Genomic DNA, 18756 nt, shown 5'->3' on the forward strand with positions numbered 1-18756 from the left:
GGACGTTCGGAGACGTACGTGCCGTGGGGGGGGCCACCCCGGTGCGAAGCGCAAGATCACACCGGGGTGGCCGGTCCTTGCCGCGCGCTGCGGCCGCCAGACGATCAGGGCAGGCGCGCCACGTGGCGGAGGCCGCCGAGGAGATGGGCGCGGAAGTCGGGATCGTCGTAGGCCTCGGCGGTGTGGCCGAGCGCGGTGTAGAACACCCGGGCGCCGCGGTACTCGTGACACCAGACGAGCGGATGGTCGTCCCCCATCCCCCCGCCCTCGTACGAGGACTCGTCGGCGGAGGCCAGCACGCGCACGGCACCGCGCGGGCTGGCCCGGAAGTCGTACCACTCGTCGGTGAACGCCCAGGTGGCGCCCAGGTGGCAAGTGGCCGGGTGCTCCTTGTCCTCGATGGTGAGGACGCCTGGCTGCAGTTCGGGGTGGCGTGCGAAGCGTGCGCCGAGCAGCTCCCCGTAGAACGGCCAGTCGTACTCGGTGCAGGCGGCCGCGTGCACACCCATGAAGCCGCCGCCCGAGGCGCAGTATCCCTTCAGCTCCTCCCTCCCCCGCGGTGTGAGGACGTCACCGCTGGTGGAGAGGAACACCACAGCCGCGTACCGGTCGAGTCCGCCGTCCAACGCCTCCGGCTCCTCCGTCGCATGGACGTCGAAACCGTTTTCCGTACCGAGATCCCGGAAGGCGCGGATGCCGTCCGGGATGGAGTCGTGCCGGTAGGCGGTGGTACGGGAGTAGACCAGGACCTGGGGCCGGCGGTGCGGCATGGTGATGCTCCAGAGATGCAAGCGTCAGAGGGAAACCGGTGTCCATCATGGCGGCCCCTCACGCAACCGGCACCCTCCCGTACCGCACCGAAAATTTCGGCCCGTGCGGACAGGGGCCACCGTGCCTGGTCTGCTTCACTTCCCTCGGCGCCGGGTCGATCCCCTGACGACGATGTGGGTGCCCAGCACCTGGTGCTGGCTGTCGGGGAGCTCGTCGCGGTGAAGTGCGAGGCGCACGGCGGTACGGCCCAGCTCCTCGTGCGGCACGCTCACCGTGGTGAGCTGGGGATACATGTCGAGCGCCACCGGGATGTCGTCGTACCCGGCCACCGAGACATCCTCGGGCACCCGCACACCGCCCTCGCGCAGCGCCTGCAGCACGCCTGCGGCGACCATGTCCGTGGCGGCGAAGATCGCGCTGAAGTCGGCCTTGGAGGCGAGGAGTTCCCGGGTGGCCTGGTATCCGTAGCTGCGCGAGAAGACGCCGTCCTTGATCAGCCGGGGGTCGGGGCTGAGGCCCAGCATCTCGTGGGCACTGGTGAAGCCCTGAAGGCGCTCTCTGCTGGTGGACAGGAGGGGGATCCGGCCCAGATAGGCGATCCGCCGGTGGCCCTGGCTCAGCAGATGCGTGGTCATGGCGAAGGCGCCGCCCTCGTTGTCGTACTCGACGACCGTCGCGGGCACCCCATCCCCCAGCGGCGGCCGGCCGACAAGACCCAGCCGTGAGCCCACCCGGTCCAGGGCGTGCGCGAAGTGCGTCATCCGGTCCTGGTAGGCCTTGTCCTCCCAGGCGCCGCCCACGACGATCACGCAGTCGGCACGCTGCTCACGCATCAACTCCACGACGGCCAGGACGCGTTGGGGGTCGCCGTGTGTCGTGCAGAGCATGCACAGCCGGCCCTCGGCCGATGCCTGCTCCTCCACTCCACGTGCGATATGGGCGTAGAAGGGGCCGGTCACGTCGTCGACGACGAAGGCGACCGTCTTGTTCGTGGAGCCGCCCAGCGCACGGGCATGGGCGTTGACCACGTAGTCGAGCTCGCGCATGGCCTTGAGGACCTTGGCGCGGGTCGCCGTGGCCACCGGATACGTACCGCCCAGGACCCGGGAGACCGTCGACGGGGACACTCCGGCGCGCTTGGCGACATCGCGCACCGTCGAGGCCTCACCGCCGGACACGCCCCCTGTTTTTCCGGCTGTCCCTTCCACGTCCGTCTCCTCGCCCCTGAGCCGCCTCATCCCCGTCGGCGCTCACGATAGTGCAGCTCGGGCGTGGTGCAGCCGGAGAAGTACCGCCGAGTACGGTTCGGGCAGGGACACCCGCACCCGCGAGCCCGTGTGGTTGAGTTCCGCCGTCGCCGATGCGCCGTGGAGCAGCGTCACGGCGCTCGTTTACAGGGGGGACGGCGAGCAGCTCCCCGCGTCTCGTTCGTCCCCGCCGCGCCGCCACATCGCGAGCAGCGCGGACGTACCTGTGTCGAGGGCGAACGCGAGACATTCGTCCTGTCGGCCGGGCAGGCCCAGCGGCCAGAACGGCACTTCGGCCATGGCGGCCGGGGCGCCGTCCGGCTCGTCGGGCTTCGGCCCCGCAGACGCCGAGATCGCCTCCACCATGGTGACCGCGATGCTCGGCTCCATCCACCTCAGCGGCCGGCTCGACCTGCTGAGCGCCCGGCAGCTCGGGCTGGTCGCGGCCGCCGTCGCCGTGTACCGCACCTACCGTCGCACCCTCGTGGACTCAGTGCAGGGTGAGGGCGTCGTGCCCCCACCGTCCGATCAAGGGTTCCGTGGCGGAGATCGTCATGCGGCGCGTCCGAGCGCGGCAGGGTCGACCTGGTGGGACAGCGGCCTCCCGGCGAGCAGTCGCTCCAGTTCCTCGACGACGCACAGGCCCAGGCGCTGCACCTCGTTGCCCTGGGAACCGGCCAGGTGGGGCGTGATGAAGGCGCCCGGTAGGTCGAACAGCGGGGAGTCCGCCGGGAGCGGCTCCGGATCGGTGACGTCGAGTACGGCCTTGAGGCGCCCCGTCCGCAGCTCGGCGACCAGGGCGTCCGTGTCGACGAGGCTGCCGCGGGCCGTGTTGATCAGCACGGATCCGTCCGGCATCAGCGCGAGCTCCGCCGCGCCGATGAGATGGCGGGTCTCGTCGGTGGCCGGCGCGTGGACCGAGACGATGTCGCTGCCCGCGAGCAGTTCACCGAGCGGCCGCAGCCGCACCCCGAGCGCGGCCGCCTCCGCCTCGTCCACATACGGGTCGGCGAGGCTCACGTCGAAGTCGAAGGGCCGCAGGAGTTCGATGACCCTGCGCCCGATGCGGGAGGCCCCCACGATGCCGATCCGCCGTCGGAAGTTGCCGATGCCCGGCACGATCTCCGCGAGCGGGAACGTCCGCAGGGTGCGGTAGCGCTCCCGTGCCGTGAACAGGTCCTTGCCGACGAGCATGATCATGCCGAGGGTGTACTCGGCGACGGGCAGGGCGTTGGCGTCCGCGGCGGACGAGACCACCAGCCCGCGGTCCCACAAGCCGGGCGCGATCGTCGACTTCACCGAGCCGGCGGCGTGCAGCACGGCCCGCAGTTTCGGGGCCGCGTCCAGCACAGAGGCATCGATAGGGGGGCATCCCCAACCCGTGATCAGCACTTCGGCCTCGGCCAGGACCGTGCGTACCGCCGGATCGTCAAAGCCGCCGTCAGCGATCAGCCCAGGGTCGATGTCCACGGAGGCGCGAAGCCGGGCCAGCACGTCGGGCGGAAAGGCGTGCGGCAGGGTCTCGGCACTCATCGCGAACAGTGCCAGCGGGCGCTCGGGCAAGGCAATGGCCTCCGGCTCGGGATCAAGGACGGCGGAAGTCGTAGAGGTATAGCAACCGGTCTCTACGCTAGGTGCGAGCTCAACAGAGGGTCAATGGGCTTGCATGCGGCAAACAGCGGATCGACAAGGGGGAACCGGGGCACATTCAGGCAGTTCAGCCGCAAAGGCGGACAGCGATCGGTTTCCACGCGATCGGTATCCATGCGATCGGTTTCCATGGCCCACAAGAGAGGGTGGGCAGCAGATCGCTGCCCACCCTCTCCCGACAGAGACGAGGAAACCCGCCTGGACTAGCCCAACAGCTCGTCCAGCTGGGCGACTTCATCGTCCTCGAAGGGCGGTACGTCCAGCACACCCAGGTTCTGGTCCAGCTGCGCGACGCTGCTCGCCCCGATGAGCACCGAGGTGACGCGCGGATCGCGGAGCACCCAGGCCAGCGCGAGCTGCGCGAGCGTGTGCCCGCGGTCGCCCGCGAACTTGTTGAGCGCGTGCAGCAGACCGAGCTTCTCCTCGGTGAGGGCGTCCCGCTTGAGGAAGTGGCCGATGGCCATCCGCGAGTCGTCGGGCACACCGTCGAGATAGCGGTCGGTCAACTGGCCCTGCGCGAGCGGCGAGAAGGCGATGACACCGGCGCCCACCTCGGCGGACGCGGCGATCAGGCCGCTGCGCTCGATGCCGCGGTCCAGCATGCTGTACGGGTGCTGGTTGATCAGCAGCGGCGTCCCGAGCTCCTTCAGCACTGCTGCGGCCCGCACCATCTGCTCGGGGCTGTAGTTGGACAGGCCCGCGTACAGCGCCTTGCCCTGGCGCACCGCGGTGTCCAGGGCGCCCACGGTCTCCTCGATGGGGGTGTCGGGGTCCGGGCGGTGCGAGTAGAAGACGTCGACGTAGTCGAGGCCCATCCGCCCCAGCGACTGGTCCAGGCTCGCGAGCAGGTACTTGCGCGAACCCCACTCCCCGTACGGCCCGGGCCACATGTCGTAACCCGCCTTGGTGGCGATGAACAGCTCGTCCCGGTACGGGCGGAAGTCCTGCGCGAAGATCGTCCCGAAGTTGGCCTCCGCGCTGCCGTACGGCGGGCCGTAGTTGTTGGCGAGGTCGAAGTGGGTGACGCCGCGGTCGAAGGCACGCCGCAGCACGGCGCGCTGGGTCTCCAGCGGCGTGGTGTCACCGAAGTTGTGCCACAGACCGAGCGAGACCTTGGGCAGCAGCACCCCGCTGCGGCCGCAGCGCTGGTACTGCATGCCGGAGTAGCGGTCGTCCGCGGCGAGGTAAGGGGCGGGTTTCACGGGACTCTCCTGTCGTGCTCCGAGCGGCGCTCGGAGCGGGTGTACGGCATGGGCCGGCGGGCCGACCCGGGGTGCGGGGTACATCCTGCGTCCAAACGACGGGTGAAGGAAACCGGTTTCGCCGACCCGATCGGTGCTGAGTGGTTCGGAATCGAGACAGTCAGTCAGTGAGGGAGCGATCCGAAGACGGCGTCGACCTCATGCTGGAAGGCGTCTGCGCCCGGTGAGAACTCCTGTGGTGCGAGGGCGCGAGCGAGATCCGACGCGGGCGCGTCGAGGTGCGCGGCGAGCTGACGGGCCGCCTCCGCCTCGCCGCCGGGGGTCACACCGGTCCGGACAGCCGCAGCGGCAATCGCGGACCAGGTCGCCGGTTCGTCGAGCACGTCGCGGACGGTGACTGGGGTGCTCGGCTCGGGTGAGAGCGGGAACGGGTCGGGCACCTCCCAGCGATGCTCGCCGTGCGCGACGGTCTCGTGCGCCTCGGCGCCGGGCAGCCATACCTGCGCGGTGGCCCCGACGGGAACTCGCACCTCCAGGCGGAAACGGCCGTCGGCGCGTGTCCAGGCCACGCGGGCTTCGCCGTACGGAGTGAGGTGGCGGGCCGAGGCGGAGGTCAGCGAGGCGGACGGCACGGGGTGGATGGTGATCACGCGGTAGCCGGGCGCGGCGGGGGCGAGGCCGGCGACCCGCCGGTGCAGCCAGTCCGCGACCGCGCCGAGCGCGTAGTGGTTGAAGGAGGTCATCTCGCCGGGGTTGATGGTGCCGTCGGGCAGCATGCTGTCCCAGCGCTCCCAGATCGTGGTCGCGCCCATGGTCACCGGGTAGAGCCACGAGGGGCAGCCCGTCTGCAGCAGCAGGCGGTAGGCGACGTCGGCATGTCCGGTCGAGGTCAGTGCGTCGGTCACCAGCGGGGTGCCCACAAACCCGGTGCCGATGCGGAAGCCGCCGGTGCGTACGAGGTCCGCCAGCCGTCGGCCGGCCTCCTTGCGCTGCTCCTCGCCGGGCAGCAGTGCCCACTCGATGGCCAGGGCGTAGACGGTCTGCGCATCGGACAGGACACGGCCGGCGGGCGTGACGAATGCACGGGTGAAAGCCTCGCGGACCTCGGCCGCCAGGGCTGCGTGGTGGTTCGCCACCTCGCTCCGTCCCACCACTCGAGCCGCCTCGGCCACGATCTCGGCCGAGCGGGCCAGATGTGCGGTGGCGACCACGTCGGGATCGGCCTTGGCCCGGTAGGGGTCCTCGGGCGGTGCGGTCGGGTCCAGCCAGTCGCCGAACTGGAAGCCGCCCGTCCACAGCCGGTCGGGGCCGGCGAGTTCGGTCATCCGGTTCACCCAGGCGCACATGCTCGGCAGCTGCCGCTCCAATACGCCGCGGTCCCCGGTGCGTTGGTACAGCACCCACGGCACCACCGTCGCGGTTTTCCGCCAGTACCCGCACGAGATCTCCGGTGGCATGGCACAGCGCGTACACGCCGGTCTCAACGAACCGCACGACGCGAAGGTGCAGCGCGGCACGATCGACCCTGCCGCACCGAACTGCGGCCCGATCTCCTGAACCTGCCGCAGCCGGGGTCCGCAGGCCCGGCCATGGTCCGCGTTCGCCAAGTCCAGGGGGCTCGCCGGTGTCGTACCTATCGCGGTGCGAGTGCTGCGAAGGCCTCGTCGAGGAGGTCATCGAGGTCGAGGCGGCCGTCGGAAGCGGTCCAGTGGTTGACGGCGATGTTCAGGCAGTCCACCGCGGCGGCAGCACGCACCAGCGGACCCAACGCCGTGGGCCGCGAGGGACCGCCGCGTTCGGCAAGTGCCTGGGCGATGGCCGGGCGCCAGCCGTTCTGCTTCTCCTGGCTGCGCGCGCACAGCGCGGGTGTCCGCATGATCAGCTGGGACATCGCGAGGGCGCCGTCCGGGTCCTGGCGGTGCTCCTCGATGACGGTGCCCAGTGCGTGCCGCAGCGCCGTCCAGTCGTCCTCGTCGGCGGGCCGGGCACGTACGGCGTCGGCGACCTGCTGGCCCTGCCCGTCGACGGCGCCCAGGACGGCGTCCTCCTTGGTGCCGAAATAGCGCAGGAAGGTGCTGCGGGACACGCCGGCGGCCGCGGCCAGGTCGTTGACGGTGACCTTCTCGAAGCCCTCGCGGCGGAACAGGTCGAAGGCCACCTTGGCGAGCTCGGACTGGATGGCCGCCCGCGCGATGTCTCTTGTGTTCGTTCGTGTCGCTCCGTTCACGCCGCGATCCTACCTCTCGCTCGGTTCCGGCTCCCACTCTTAGGATACAGTCGCTGACGTGACACTCAGTTTCATATTAGAGTCACACGCTCGTATCTGGTCATAGAGTCCAGCGGGAGGAGAGAACCATGCGGGGTCTGCAGGGCAAGAGGATCGTGGTCGCCGGCGGCGCGACCGGAATCGGCGCCGCCACCGCTGAGCGGCTCGCCGAGGAGGGTGCCTCGGTCGTTGTGGGCGACATCAACCTGTCGGGGGCGGAGGCGACCGCCAAGGGCATATCCGAGGCGGGTGGTACAGCGATCGCCGTCGAGTTCGACCTCGCCGACGAGCCCTCGGTACAGGCGCTGGTCGACCGGACCGTCACCGAGTTCGGCGGGGTAGACGGCCTCTTCAACGTCGGCGCCGACCTCTCCGGCGACACCCTGGGCCGTGACAGCGACCTGTTGGAGATGGACCCGGCGGTGTGGCGGCGCACCCACGACGTGAACCTGCTCGGCTACGCCCTCACCTGCCGGGCGGTCCTGCCACACCTGCTCGTCCAGGGGGGCGGCGTCATCGTCAACACCTCCTCCGGAGCCGCGTGGGGCGGCGAACCCACCCGCCCCGCGTACGCCGCGTCCAAGGCGGGGATCAACGCACTGACCCGCCACATCGCCTCCCGCTGGGGCAAGGAGGGCATCCGCTGCAACGTGGTCGCCCCCGGCCTGGTCATGGGCGAGACCCAGCAGGGGCAGAACGACCAGCAGTTGCAGGCCATGGCATTGCAGTACGCCCGCAGCCCGCGCCTCGGCGAGCCCGCCGACCTGGCCGCCGCCGTCGCCTTCCTCTTCTCCGATGACGCGGCCTGGATCAGCGGCCAGGCCTGGTCGATCGACGGCGGCATGAGCCTGCGCGGCTGAGACCGCCACCCCGTTTTCCCACCGATTCACCTTCTGAAATGGAGACATGACGCCATGACCAAAACCCTCGGACTCATCGGCGCCGGTAACATCGGCAGCGCGCTGGCCCGTCTCGCCGTCGCCGCCGGACTGGACGTCGTACTGAGCAACTCCCGCGGCCCCGAGACCCTCGCCGACCTCGTCGCCGAACTTGGTGAGCGCGCGCGTGCGGCCACGCCCGCCGAGGCCGCGCAGGCCGGCGATCTGGTGGTGGCGACCGTCCCGCTGAGCACCTATCAGCAGCTCCCCGCCGCCGCCCTGGCGGGCAAGGCCGTCATCGACACCATGAACTACTACCCCGAGCGCGACGACCGGATTGCCGAGCTGGACGCGGGCGAGCAGACCTCCAGCTCCCTGGTGCAGCGGCACCTTGCCGACTCCCAGGTGGTCAAGGCCTTCAACAACATAGACTTCGTGCGCCTGTTCACCGCCGCCCGAACCGCCGGCGCCGACGACCGCAGTGCCCTGCCCATCGCCGGTGACGACACGGCCGCCAAGGCACAGGTAACGGAACTGCTGGACGCGCTGGGCTACGACGCGGTGGACATCGGCACGCTGGCCGACAGCTGGCGCAGCGAGCCGGGCACCTTGGTCTACGTCCAGCCATACCTGTCGGCGCAGCCCGAGGGGCTGACCACCGACCAGGAGAAATGGCGCTGGTTCTCCGAGGCCCCCAGCATCCCGGTGCCCGCCGACAAGGTGCGGGAACTGACCGACACGGCCGTCCGGCGCTCCGCGGGCGACGCCCGCGCGACCCTTTAGGACTCGACGAGGAGGCGGGCTCTGCCGAGGACGGTCGCGGACCTGGCCTGAACACCCTCGTGCCCCCGGTCGGCGGAATCAGACGCATGCGCAAGCGTGGCCTGCGGCCGACGGTCAGCTGGATGCTTCGGCCCTGATCCGTGCCAGAGCGTCGTTGAAGCCCTTCGGGGTACCGCTGTTCCCTGGGCAGCACGAGCCGATCGAACCGGCTGCCAGCACCGGCTTACGGCCCACGATGTCCGCCAGCAGCCCGAACAGCGGGATCACCGCGCAGGCCACCAGCAGCGTGGCGACAGTCGACCAGAAGGCGTTGTCCGCCGGCAGCCCGATGGTCTTCTGCAGATGGATGGGAATGTAGACGAACGAGATGTAGTAGCCGGAGAAGGTCGCCGTGGACAGCCCGACGGCCGTGAGCAGCGGCAGCGGGTAGCGCTGCACGACCTCCCTGATGGGTGCCTTCGCGACCTCCCCGCGGTCGGCGATCCGGTTGAACTGGTCTGTGTCCTCCAGCTTCGTGCGGATGTAGATCCCGACCAGGCCGAGCGGCAGCGCGAGGAGGAAGGGCACACGCCAACCCCAGGAGTGCATCTGCCCGGTGGTGAGGGTGTGCGTGAGCAGCGCGACCGTCAGCGAGGCGAGCAGGGCGCCCGCGTGTGAGCCGAGCAGGGCGAAGCTGGTCAGCAGGCCTCGGCGGTGGTCGGGCGCGGCCTCGACCAGGTACGAGCCGGCGCCGGCCATCTCGCCGCCCGCCGCGATCCCCTGGGCGCACCTGGCCAGGACGAGCATGGCGGTGGCACCGGTGCCGATGGCCGCGTAGGTGGGCAGCACGCCTATGGCGAAGCTGGCCACCGCCATCATGATCACCGTGGCGGCAAGCACCTTCTTACGACCGATACGGTCGCCGAAGTGACCGAAGATCATGCCGCCCGCGGGCCGGAGGACGAACGCGGCGGCGAAGGTGGCCAGCGTCGCCAGCAGGGCCGAGGTCGGGTCGTCGCCGGAGAAGAACACCGTGGCCGTGATCGTGGCCAGATAGCCATAGGCGCTGAAGTCGTAGTACTCGACGAGCGATCCGATCGCGGAGGCGAGCACGATACGGGGGTCGGTGCGGGTGGGGGCGATGTCGGCAGGGATAGACGTGCTGTCCGGAGTCGGGTCGGCCGTGTCCGCGGTGCTGGGTACATCCATGGCGATCTCCCTGTGGCGATCGTGCTGGTTGGTGTACTCGTGCGGCTCGCGCGGGGGCGTGCCTGGGGGTCCCGGCCGGGCCTTCCGTGCCCGGCCGGGGTGTTCGGGCGCGGTCAGCGCCTGCCGAGAGCGGCGGCCAGGTGGTTGCCGGTGATCCAGCCGAAGCCGAGGGCTGTCAGCAGGCCGTTGCCGGACATGTAGCCCTCCGAGGTGGGGCCCGAGACGCCGGCTGCTGAGCCGCCGCCCGCGTACAGGCCGGGGATCGGGTGGCCGGAGTGGTGCTGGACGCGGCCGAGGGTGTCGACCAGCAGGCCGCCCTGGGTGGTGAGGACGCCGCGGGTGACCCACCCCGCGTACAGCGGGAAGTGGAGCGGGCCGTGGTCGATGCCGGACGGGTCATCCACCACCGAGACCGATCGGAAGCCGGCCAGCGTCTCGGCGAGGCGGGAATCGGGGAGGCCGGTGGCGGTGGCCAGGGCGGCCAGGGTTTCGTGACGGCGGAAGGCCCCGGCAGCGGCGGATTCGCGCATCAGCTCGGAGTGCATCGCGGCCTTGTGGGCGCGTTCGTCCCAGATGAGCAGGGCGCGGCCGCCGGGCTGCTCGGCGATGATGCGGCCCAGCTTGGAGTAGCCCTGGGCTTTCTCGTCGACGAACCGCCGGCCGTCGGTGCCTATCAGCAGTGCGCCCAGGAACGGCAGCACTGGGTTGAGCCGGGTGCCGTGGCCGGGGACCACCAGGCCGTGCCCGAGGAAGCCGCCCATGTTGCGGGTGGCGGCACCCAGTTCGAGGCCCCAGCGGATGGCGTCGCCCGTGCTGGTGCTGACTCCGCCGTAGAAGGCGCCGGCCGCGTCCGGGCAGAACTCCGCCATCATGTTCGGGTTCGCCGCGAAGCCGTCGGCGGCCAGTACCACCGCTCGGGCACCGGCGCGGCGCGGCTCCCCGCCGTCGAGCACCTCCACCCCGGTCACGGAGCCGTCCTCGGCGGTCAGCAGCCCGGTGCCCGACGCGTTGTCGACGAAGACGATGTTGTCGCGGGCCTCGACGGCGCGCCGCAGCGTGGCGATCAGCCGCGCTCCCCCGGCACGGCCCGTGTCTGTGTGCAGCCGGGGCACGCTCTGGCCTGATCGGGCCATGTCCACGCCCAGTTCGACCGGGTGGCCCAGCTCGTCGGCCAGCCACTCCACGTAGCGGGGTGCCACCCGGCACAGGGCGGTGACGATCGGCTCGGCGTCCGGGTCGCCGTTGACGGCGAGGATGTCACGGGCGTGCTGCTCGGGTGAGTCGGCGATGCCGGCGGCCCGTTGGTAGCGGGTGCCCCCGGCGGCCAGACTGCCGCTGGAGAATTGGGAGTTGCAGCCTTCTTTGGTGCTCTTCTCGAACACGGCGACGAGGAGGTCGGGGTTGCGGGCAGCGCGCAAGGCGGCGACAAGGCCGCACGCCCCGCCGCCGACCACCGCGACGTCCACCTCGTAGTCGGCGTCAGACGTCATGTCCGGCTCCGGATGAGGCTTCTGTTCCGGCTCCAGCTCCTGGCCCGTAGTAGAACTCCCGGGCCGACTTGATCAGCGCCGCGTCCGGCCGCGAGAAGTACAGGCCGGTCCGGGCCGGGTGCAGCCCGGTGCGGTGCCAGGCCTCGGCGCGGACCTCGGCAAGCGCCAGGCCGGTGCCCAGCGAGTCGATGACCGGGACGTCGTCGACTCGCGACACGCCCTGGTCGGCGAGGAAGACATTGAGCGGCCCCTCCCCCGGCACGATCACCTCGGCGCCCTGCGCGATCGCTTTCCTGGCCGCCGTCCGGAACGCCTCGAGCAGCCGCCCCGGGTCGGCGTACGCGGCCATCACGTCGGTGAACTCCCGCTCCACCTGGACGATCGGGCCGACGAGCCGGTCGAATCCGTACGTCGCCATGTTCCGCCGCAGCTGCGGCTCGAGTTCCGCGATGAAGTTGACGATGCCGATGCGGCTGCCCAGCGTGGCCGCGTACGCAACCGAGGCGTTGCCGAAGGCGACGACCGGGATGTCGACGAGGGTGCGGATCTCCTCGAAGCCGGTGTCGGGGATGGTGGCGATGAAGAAGGCGTCGTAGCCCTGCTCCTCGGCGGTCAGGGCGGCCCTGACGAACTGCTCTTTGTGCAGGTTGGTGAGGTAGAGGTGCCTGATGTGGGTGCCCGGATAGGCGCTCGGGTAGGTGCCCGGTGCCATGCCGTGCAGCTCCACGGTGGTGCCCGGCCGGGCGACGGCCTGCAGGTGGCGGGCGAGCGCGTCCCGGTAGTGCGGGACGTCGTCCAGGACGGTGAAGCTCTGGTGCCAGATTCGCATGTCCGCTCCTCAGCTCCCCGCCGAATTCACGGGACCCGCCGTCGCGGCGAGGCCGCCGGCGATGCGGCCGAAGACCGCGCCGCGCAGCACCGAGGTCGAGCCGGTGTAGTTGGTGTAGTACATGCCGGTCAGCTCTCCGGCCGCGTACAGGCCGGGGATCGGGTTGCCGTCGAGGTCCAGCACCTCGGCCCGCTCGTTGCTCTTCAGGCCGCCGAAGGTGAAGACGTTCGAGGCGATGATCGGGTACGCGTGGTAGGGGGCGGCGTCGACCGGCCGGGCCCAGTTGGACTTGGGCGGGACGAGCCCGTCGGTGGCCAGCCCGTCCGTCTCCAGCGGCCGGAACTCGCCGCCGGGACACGCCTTGTTGTACTCGGCGATGGTGTCGGCCAGCGCCCGCGCGGGGATCTCCAGCTTGGCCGCCAGCTCCTCCAGGGTCGCCGCGGTGATGGCGGGCTGGTCGCTGCGCACGGCCGCGGCCAGCCCCGGCACGTCCGCGCTGCGGGCGTCGAAGACCGCGTAGGCGATGCCGTCGGTCTGGGCGTGGATGCGCCGGGCGACCCGCTCGTACCAGGCGTCGATGGGGCCGGGCGCCTCGTCGGTGAACCGGCGGCCCTCCTTGTTGACGAGGATGCCGTACGGGAACGAGAAGACGGCAGCCTCCGCGATGCCCGAGCGCGGGTCGACCGGCTCGGCGTGGAAGAGGCTGAAGTCGCCGGCGGTGGCCGCCCCGACGGCCAGGCCCATCAGCAGGCCGTCGCCCTTGTTGTAGTGGCCGCCGCGGGCGACCGGGCGGGTGTGCCGGCCTCCGCGCCCGTGGTAGCGGGCCATCAGCTCGGCGTTGCCCTCGTATCCGCCGCAGGCGAGCACGACCCGGCCGCGCAGTTCCCGGACGGTACCGCCGGAGGCCGCCCGTACGCCGGTGACCGTGCCGTCGGCGTCCTGCACGAGCGAGCGCGCGGTGGTCTCGTACGAGAACGTCACCCCGGCCGCCTCCGCGGCTGCGGTGAGCGCCTCCACCAGGGCCAGACCGCCGCCGACCGGCATGAGCCGGGTGGTGGAGGTGGTCAGGAACGGGGTCGGCAGGGACTCGAACCGCACCCCGTGGGTGGCGATCCAGCGCAGCGTCGGGCCCGCGGACTCGGCCAGTGCACCGACGACCTCCGGGCTCGCGGTGCTCAGCGACTTCAGCGGCGCAGACCAGGAGGCGGGCGCGCGCAGCGACTCCACCATCAGGGATGGGTCCGGGTAGCCAGTGAAGTCGCCGAGCAGCCGCTCCTCGAAGTCGTCGGAGACCTCGTCCAGCGACTTCATGCGCAGGAACGCCTCGGTGTGGCGGGTGTTGCCGCCCGCGTCGTGGCGCGGAGCCCGCTCCACCACGGCGACCCGGACTCCGGCCTCGGCGGCGGCGAGCGCGGCGGTCAGTCCGGCGATGCCGGAGCCGACGACAACGACGTCGTACTCGGTCTCGGGCGCGGTCATGCGGTCCTCCCGCTCAGCTCGGCGATGATCTCGTCGGCCGTACGCACGGCCGCGAACATCGGCAGGATTCGGGTCATCGCGATGTCATGCAGTTCGGGGTCGAATGAGGCGCACATGTCCTCGACGACGGTCACCTGCAGTCCGCTGTCCACGGCGTACCGGGCGGTCGACTCGACCACCAGGTTGGTGGCGACGCCGCCCAGCACGACATGGCGTACTCCGGCGCCCAGCAGCATCTGCAGCAGCGGGGTGCCGTTGAAGGCGCCCACCCCGCCCTTGTCCACCACTGGCTCGGCGGGCAGCGGGGCGAGAGAGCTGACGATCTGGGCGCCCGGCGCGGTGGCCAGCATGGCGCGCTCGCGCGGGTAGGCGTCGAAGCGCACGGAGCGGTTGGTACGCAGTTCGTAGGAGGGGTCGAAGGCGAGCCGGACGTGCACCACGTAGGCGTTGGCGTCGCGGGCGGCGGTCAGCACCTTCTCGGCGGTGGCCAGCACGCCGCGCTCGGCAACCTGTTCGGCGAGGGCGGGCATCCGCAGGTGCTCGCCCTGCTCGCACAGGGCAACCTGGTAGTCCAGCATCAGCAGGGCCGTGCGGCCCGGCGGGGTCTCGGTCATCTCGGGACTCTTTTCGTTTCGTGCGGAGTACGGGTACGGGTACGGGCACGGGTTCGGGTCACCATGCGGACCAGCCGCCGTCGACGTAGACGATCTGGCCCGTCATGTAGCGGCCGGCATCGGAGGCGAGCAGCAGGAGCGGGCCGTCGAGGTCCTCGCCGGGTACGCCGAGCCGGCCGAGCATGGTGCGCTCCGAGAACCAGGCCAGCCGTTCGGGGTCGTCGCCCAGGGCGGCGGTCATCTCGGTGGGGTAGAACACGGCCGGGGCCAGGCAGTTGACCCGCACTCCCTGCCGGCCGAGCTCGGCGGCCATGGAGCGGGTGAGATTGCCGATGCCGGCCTTCGAGGCGTAGTACGCGGACTCGGGCACGGGCCCGACCCGCTCGGCGTACACCGTTGAGAAGTTGACGATCGTGCCATGCCTCCGCCCGGCCATCAGCCGGCCCGCTGCCCGGTTGAGCAGCCAGGTTCCGGTGAGGTTGACGTCGAGCACGCGCCGCCACTCGTCGAGGGAGGTCTCGAAGACCTCCTTGCGGAGCATCACTCCGGCGGCGTTGACCAGGATGTCGAGGCGCCCGTCGGGGTCGGCGGCGTGCGCGACCAGGGTCTCCACCTGGTCCTCGCGGGTGACGTCCACGCGCAGCGCGCGGGCCTTCGCTCCGGCCGCGAGGAGGGTGCCGACGGTGGCGTCCAGGTCGGCGCCGCGCGACGGCAGGTCGGCGACCACCACCTCGGCGCCCTGCCGGGCCAGGGCGAGTGCGGCGTACGCGCCGAGACCGCCCTTCGCCGCGCCGGTGACCAGCGCCCGCCGCCCGGTCAGATCGAACAGGTCGCCGCTCATGCGGACTTCAACTCCTCGCTCGCCGACAGCCCGGCGATCCGGCCGAAGATCGCGGCCTTGCCGATGGAGGTGCCGGTGACATAGCCGGCGCCGTGCAGTCCGCCGGTGATCTCTCCCGCCGCGTACAGACCGGGGATGACCTCGCCGTACACGTCCAGCACGCGCGCGTGGGGGTCGATGGTCAGGCCGCAGTAGGTGGCCAGTACGACGGTGGTGGACGGGTGAGCGTAGAAGGGCGCGGTGGCGATGGGGGTCGGCCTCCCGACCCCGCCCGACAGGGTTCGCCTGCCGAGGGGGTCGGGGGTGCCTTGCTCGATCGCGGTGTTGTACTCCGTGACCGTGGCGGTGAGCGCCTCCGCCGGGATCTCCAGCTGCTTCGCCAGCTCGTCCAGGGTGTCGGCCTGTAGCAGCAGGCCGTTGTCCAGCCGGGCGGCGAAGTCGTAGATCGGCACGCTTGGGTCGCCGTGCGCCATCACGCGGTCGTCGAAGATCTGGTGGGCGATGCCGCCGTCCTGGGCCAAGCAGGCGTCGCCGATCACCTTGTACGGCAGCGACTCGTCGATGAACCTCCGTCCGTCGCCGTTGACCGCGATCGCGCCCTTGTAGACGGCGAGGATGCCGGTACCGCCCTCGGCGCCGCCGGGCTCGGGGTGGATGCCGAACGTGCCCTTGATGTACGGGGTGTCCGTCACCCCGGCGCCCGCCTTCCAGGCCATCAGCAGCCCGTCACCGGTGCTGCCCGCGCCGCCGCCGCGCAGCGCCCGCTCCATCTGAGGGGCGAACCGGGCGAGCAGCTCGGGGCTCCGGGAGAAGCCGCCGGAGGCGAGGACCACCGCCCGGGCGGCCAGCTTCCCGCCATCCGTGACGACCCCGGCCACCCCGCCGTCCTCAACCAGCAGCCGCCGCACCCGGGTCTCGGGCAGGAAGTCGGCGCCGCGTTCCAGTGCCCGGTCCAGCAGGGTCCGGACCAGTACCCGCGTGTCGGTGGGGTGAGAGCGCGGCACGCTCTGCCCCGACGCGGCGTGCACCTCTCCGTACGCGATGCCCATGCCGCGAAGCCACCGGTAGGTGGTCAGCTGTTCGGCGCAGTATGTGTCGACCAGGGCCGGGTCGTTGCGGTGCTGCCCGGTCTCCAGTAGGTCGCGGCGGAGTAGCTCGGCATCGTCGACGACGCTCTCGGTGGCCTGCTCTTCGGTGCCGGCGAAGGCGGACAGGCCCGCGCTGAGCACCGTGCTGCCGCCGATCTCGGGTTGCTTCTCGCAGATCACGACACGGGCCCCGGTCTCCGCTGCGGCCACGGCCGCGGCAAGTCCGGCCAGTCCGGCACCGACCACCACCACATCAGCCATCGCGGAACCTCCTCTCCAGCGCGGTGTATTCGGGGAGTCCGAAGAGGGACTGCCGGTCGGCCCACGGCAGCAGATGCGGCGTACGGCTGCTGGTCTCCCCCGCCGTGCGCAGGTGAGCGAGTGCCTCACGGCCGGACTGCAGCATGCTGCGCATCAGGTAGTTGGCGAAGAGTGCGACGGAGAAGCCGAGTTCGGCGAGCTCGGCGGCGGTCAGCTCCGGGGTCTTGCCGCCCTCGACGATGTTGGCCACCAGCGGCACGCCCGCCAGTTCGGTGCCGATGGTGCGCATCTCCTCGACGCTGCGCGGCGCCTCTATGAAGATCACGTCGGCGCCGGCCTCGACATAGAGGTGGGCACGCTTGATCGCCTCGTCCAGGCCGAGCACCCCGCGGGCGTCGGTCCGCGCGACGATGACAAGCTCCGAGTCGCCACGAGCGGCGACGGCGGCCTGGATTTTGGCCCGCATCTCATCGGCGCTGACCAGCTGGTGCTCGTCGAAGTGGCCGCAGCGCTTGGCGAGCACCTGGTCCTCCAGCTGCACCGCGGCGGCCCCGGCGGCCTCCAGCAGGCGGACCGTGCGCATCACCGACAGCGGTCCGCCGTAGCCGGTGTCGGCGTCGACGATCAGTGGCAGGCCGGTCGCGGCGGACAGTCGGGCGACGTGGTCCACGACCTCGCGCTGCGAGACCAGCCCGATGTCGGGCAGCCCGTACTGGGCGTTGGCGAGACCCGCCCCGGTCACGTACGCGGTGGCGAAACCCGCCTCCTCGACCAGCCGTAGCCCGGCGGCGTCCGTCACCCCGGGGGTGATCAGGGGCTCGCCCGCAGTCAGCAGACGGCGCAGCTCGCGGCGGCGCTGCTCGGCAGAGAGGCCAGGGAGAGTCGCATGGGTGGTCACAGGTGGACCCCCGGCCGGTCCTCGGCGCCCAGGTGCAGGGCGCTGAAGGCCTGGCCCAGCGGGTCGGCGAGCAGGAAGGCATGGCCGACCGCGGCGGTGACGTCCTGGAAGCGGCGGTGCAGCGGGTGGTCGAGGTAGGCGACCCGGCCGCTGGAGGCGCGCATCAGGCGGGTGATGGCGGCGCCTGCCTCCTGGGCGGCGCGGGCGACGTCGTACCGGTAGAAGGCGCGAGCCTCGCGGCTGGGCCACTCGCCGGACTCGGCGACGGCCGTGAGTTCGACGGCGGCGCGGCGCAGCTTGAGCCGCCCGGCATCGACGGCGTAGAGGTTCTCGGCCAGATGGTTCTGGATGAGTGCGTCGTCACGGAGCATGCCGCCGTAGTTGGAGCGGCGGGTGCGGGTGGCCTTCACCCACTCGTCGACGAAGCCCTGTGCCGCGCCCAGCGCGCCGGCGGCGATGATGAGGTTGAAGACGACGGCCCACGGCAGCCGGTACAGCGCACCGGAGTTGAGCTCGCGTCCGGGCAGCGGGGCACCCAGGTGGTACGTGTAGTCGACGTGGGACTGGCCCCGGTGCTCGGGCACGAACAGCTCGTCCACCACGATGTCGTTGCTGCCGGTGGCGGCCAGGCCCGCGGTGTGCCAGGTGTCCTCGATCCGGTACTGGTCGCGGTCCAGGATCACCGAGGTGAAGTCGGCGACATCGTGGCCGTTCCACTCCCGGGTGCCGGCGATGCCGCCGAGGATCACCCCGTCGCAGTGCAGGCTGCCGGAGGAGAACGACCAGCGGCCGGAGACCCGGTAGCCGCCGTCGACCCGCTCGATCCTGCCGGTGGGGGTGTAGGAGGAGGCGATCGCCCGGTCGGGGTTCTCACCCCAGATCTCCTGCTGGGTCCGCTCCGGGAAGAGCGCGATCTGCCAGGGGTGCACGCCGACCACGGCGGTGACCCAGCCGGCGGCCGGGTTGGCGCGGCCGACCTCGACAACAGCGTCGAGGAACTCGGCCAGGGGCACTTCGCCCCCGCCCCAGCGGGCGGGCTGCAATGCGCGCAGCACGCCGGTTTCGTTCAGCTGTTTCCAGGCGACGTCGGTGAGGCGCCGCTGCCCGGCCCCGGCCGCGTCCTCGGCGGCCAGGGCGGGCGCGGCGGCGCGCACCGCTTCAACGATGGACATGTGTTCCTGCCTCAAGAGCGATAGGAGCGAACGAGCAACGCATGTATGGATGGAGCGTTCGCTACAGCGAAAGTGGCGCAGTGGCCCCTTGGCCGTACG

The 18756-nt window shown here is 71.2% G+C and carries 19 protein-coding genes; 3 read left to right on the forward strand and 16 right to left on the reverse strand.

Features of this window, described 5'->3' with window-relative positions; all coding sequences use genetic code 11:
- Positions 1-104: 104 nt before the first annotated feature.
- From ACSMXV_RS08125 to ACSMXV_RS08150, 6 genes are all read right to left on the reverse strand, one after another.
- Entirely contained in the window at positions 105-770 is a 666-nt protein-coding gene (locus tag ACSMXV_RS08125; RefSeq protein ID WP_473178859.1) for a ThuA domain-containing protein, read from the reverse strand.
- 135 nt (positions 771-905) lie between these two features.
- Complete coding sequence (locus ACSMXV_RS08130) at positions 906-1979, reverse strand: LacI family DNA-binding transcriptional regulator (protein ID WP_473177027.1); 1074 nt, start codon at positions 1977-1979, stop codon at positions 906-908.
- Between the two features lie 183 nt (positions 1980-2162).
- Positions 2163-2408 (reverse strand): hypothetical protein, encoded by a 246-nt coding sequence (locus ACSMXV_RS08135; protein ID WP_473177028.1) that lies wholly within the window; start codon positions 2406-2408, stop codon positions 2163-2165.
- Positions 2409-2570: 162 nt separating this feature from the next.
- The gene (locus ACSMXV_RS08140) at positions 2571-3581 is read right to left on the reverse strand and encodes a hydroxyacid dehydrogenase (protein ID WP_473177029.1); all 1011 of its coding nucleotides are present in this window, start codon (positions 3579-3581) and stop codon (positions 2571-2573) included.
- A gap of 290 nt (positions 3582-3871) precedes the next feature.
- Complete coding sequence (locus ACSMXV_RS08145; protein ID WP_473178860.1) at positions 3872-4825, reverse strand: aldo/keto reductase; 954 nt, start codon at positions 4823-4825, stop codon at positions 3872-3874.
- Between the two features lie 209 nt (positions 4826-5034).
- Positions 5035-6327, reverse strand: coding sequence for an alpha-L-rhamnosidase-related protein (locus ACSMXV_RS08150; RefSeq protein WP_473177030.1), 1293 nt, complete (start codon positions 6325-6327; stop codon positions 5035-5037).
- Between ACSMXV_RS08150 and ACSMXV_RS08155 the strand changes: the two genes are divergently transcribed.
- The gene (locus ACSMXV_RS08155; RefSeq protein ID WP_473179255.1) at positions 6254-6427 is read left to right on the forward strand and encodes a hypothetical protein; all 174 of its coding nucleotides are present in this window, start codon (positions 6254-6256) and stop codon (positions 6425-6427) included. The two genes, ACSMXV_RS08150 and ACSMXV_RS08155, sit on opposite strands and share 74 nt — an antisense overlap.
- Before the next feature lie 76 nt (positions 6428-6503).
- Here the strand turns inward: ACSMXV_RS08155 and ACSMXV_RS08160 are convergent, their stop codons facing one another.
- Positions 6504-7097, reverse strand: a complete 594-nt coding sequence (locus ACSMXV_RS08160; RefSeq protein ID WP_473177031.1) for a TetR/AcrR family transcriptional regulator — start codon at positions 7095-7097, stop codon at positions 6504-6506.
- A gap of 128 nt (positions 7098-7225) precedes the next feature.
- On the opposite strand from ACSMXV_RS08160, the gene ACSMXV_RS08165 reads away from it, so the two are divergent.
- Together ACSMXV_RS08165 and ACSMXV_RS08170 are read left to right on the forward strand one after the other, a co-directional pair.
- On the forward strand, positions 7226-7996 hold the full coding sequence (locus ACSMXV_RS08165) for an SDR family NAD(P)-dependent oxidoreductase (RefSeq protein ID WP_473177032.1): 771 nt from the start codon (positions 7226-7228) through the stop codon (positions 7994-7996).
- Positions 7997-8050: 54 nt separating this feature from the next.
- Positions 8051-8797, forward strand: coding sequence for an NADPH-dependent F420 reductase (locus tag ACSMXV_RS08170; protein ID WP_473177033.1), 747 nt, complete (start codon positions 8051-8053; stop codon positions 8795-8797).
- 114 nt (positions 8798-8911) lie between these two features.
- Here ACSMXV_RS08170 and ACSMXV_RS08175 read toward each other — a convergent pair whose 3' ends face one another.
- The 9 genes from ACSMXV_RS08175 to ACSMXV_RS08215 form a co-directional block, all read right to left on the reverse strand.
- The gene (locus ACSMXV_RS08175; RefSeq protein WP_473177034.1) at positions 8912-9985 is read right to left on the reverse strand and encodes an MFS transporter; all 1074 of its coding nucleotides are present in this window, start codon (positions 9983-9985) and stop codon (positions 8912-8914) included.
- A 113-nt stretch (positions 9986-10098) separates the two neighbouring features.
- Positions 10099-11475, reverse strand: coding sequence for an FAD-dependent oxidoreductase (locus ACSMXV_RS08180; protein ID WP_473177035.1), 1377 nt, complete (start codon positions 11473-11475; stop codon positions 10099-10101).
- Entirely contained in the window at positions 11465-12304 is an 840-nt protein-coding gene (locus ACSMXV_RS08185; RefSeq protein ID WP_473177036.1) for an aspartate/glutamate racemase family protein, read from the reverse strand. The genes ACSMXV_RS08180 and ACSMXV_RS08185 overlap by 11 nt, the downstream gene beginning before the upstream one ends.
- 9 nt (positions 12305-12313) lie before the next feature.
- Positions 12314-13783 carry an FAD-dependent oxidoreductase gene (locus tag ACSMXV_RS08190; RefSeq protein WP_473177037.1) on the reverse strand — a complete coding sequence of 490 codons (1470 nt, stop codon included), beginning with the start codon at positions 13781-13783 and terminating at the stop codon, positions 12314-12316.
- Complete coding sequence (locus ACSMXV_RS08195; protein ID WP_473177038.1) at positions 13780-14397, reverse strand: cysteine hydrolase family protein; 618 nt, start codon at positions 14395-14397, stop codon at positions 13780-13782. Before ACSMXV_RS08195 ends, ACSMXV_RS08190 begins: the two co-directional genes overlap by 4 nt.
- Before the next feature lie 58 nt (positions 14398-14455).
- Positions 14456-15238: an SDR family NAD(P)-dependent oxidoreductase gene (locus ACSMXV_RS08200; protein WP_473177039.1), complete on the reverse strand. Its 783-nt coding sequence runs from the start codon at positions 15236-15238 to the stop codon at positions 14456-14458.
- Complete coding sequence (locus ACSMXV_RS08205) at positions 15235-16587, reverse strand: FAD-dependent oxidoreductase (RefSeq protein ID WP_473177040.1); 1353 nt, start codon at positions 16585-16587, stop codon at positions 15235-15237. The genes ACSMXV_RS08200 and ACSMXV_RS08205 overlap by 4 nt, the downstream gene beginning before the upstream one ends.
- Entirely contained in the window at positions 16580-17485 is a 906-nt protein-coding gene (locus ACSMXV_RS08210; RefSeq protein WP_473177041.1) for an isocitrate lyase/PEP mutase family protein, read from the reverse strand. Before ACSMXV_RS08210 ends, ACSMXV_RS08205 begins: the two co-directional genes overlap by 8 nt.
- On the reverse strand, positions 17482-18657 hold the full coding sequence (locus tag ACSMXV_RS08215) for an acyl-CoA dehydrogenase family protein (RefSeq protein WP_473177042.1): 1176 nt from the start codon (positions 18655-18657) through the stop codon (positions 17482-17484). The genes ACSMXV_RS08210 and ACSMXV_RS08215 overlap by 4 nt, the downstream gene beginning before the upstream one ends.
- Between the last annotated feature and the right edge of the window lie 99 nt (positions 18658-18756).

This window comes from Streptomyces sp. DSM 42067 (assembly GCF_055792885.1).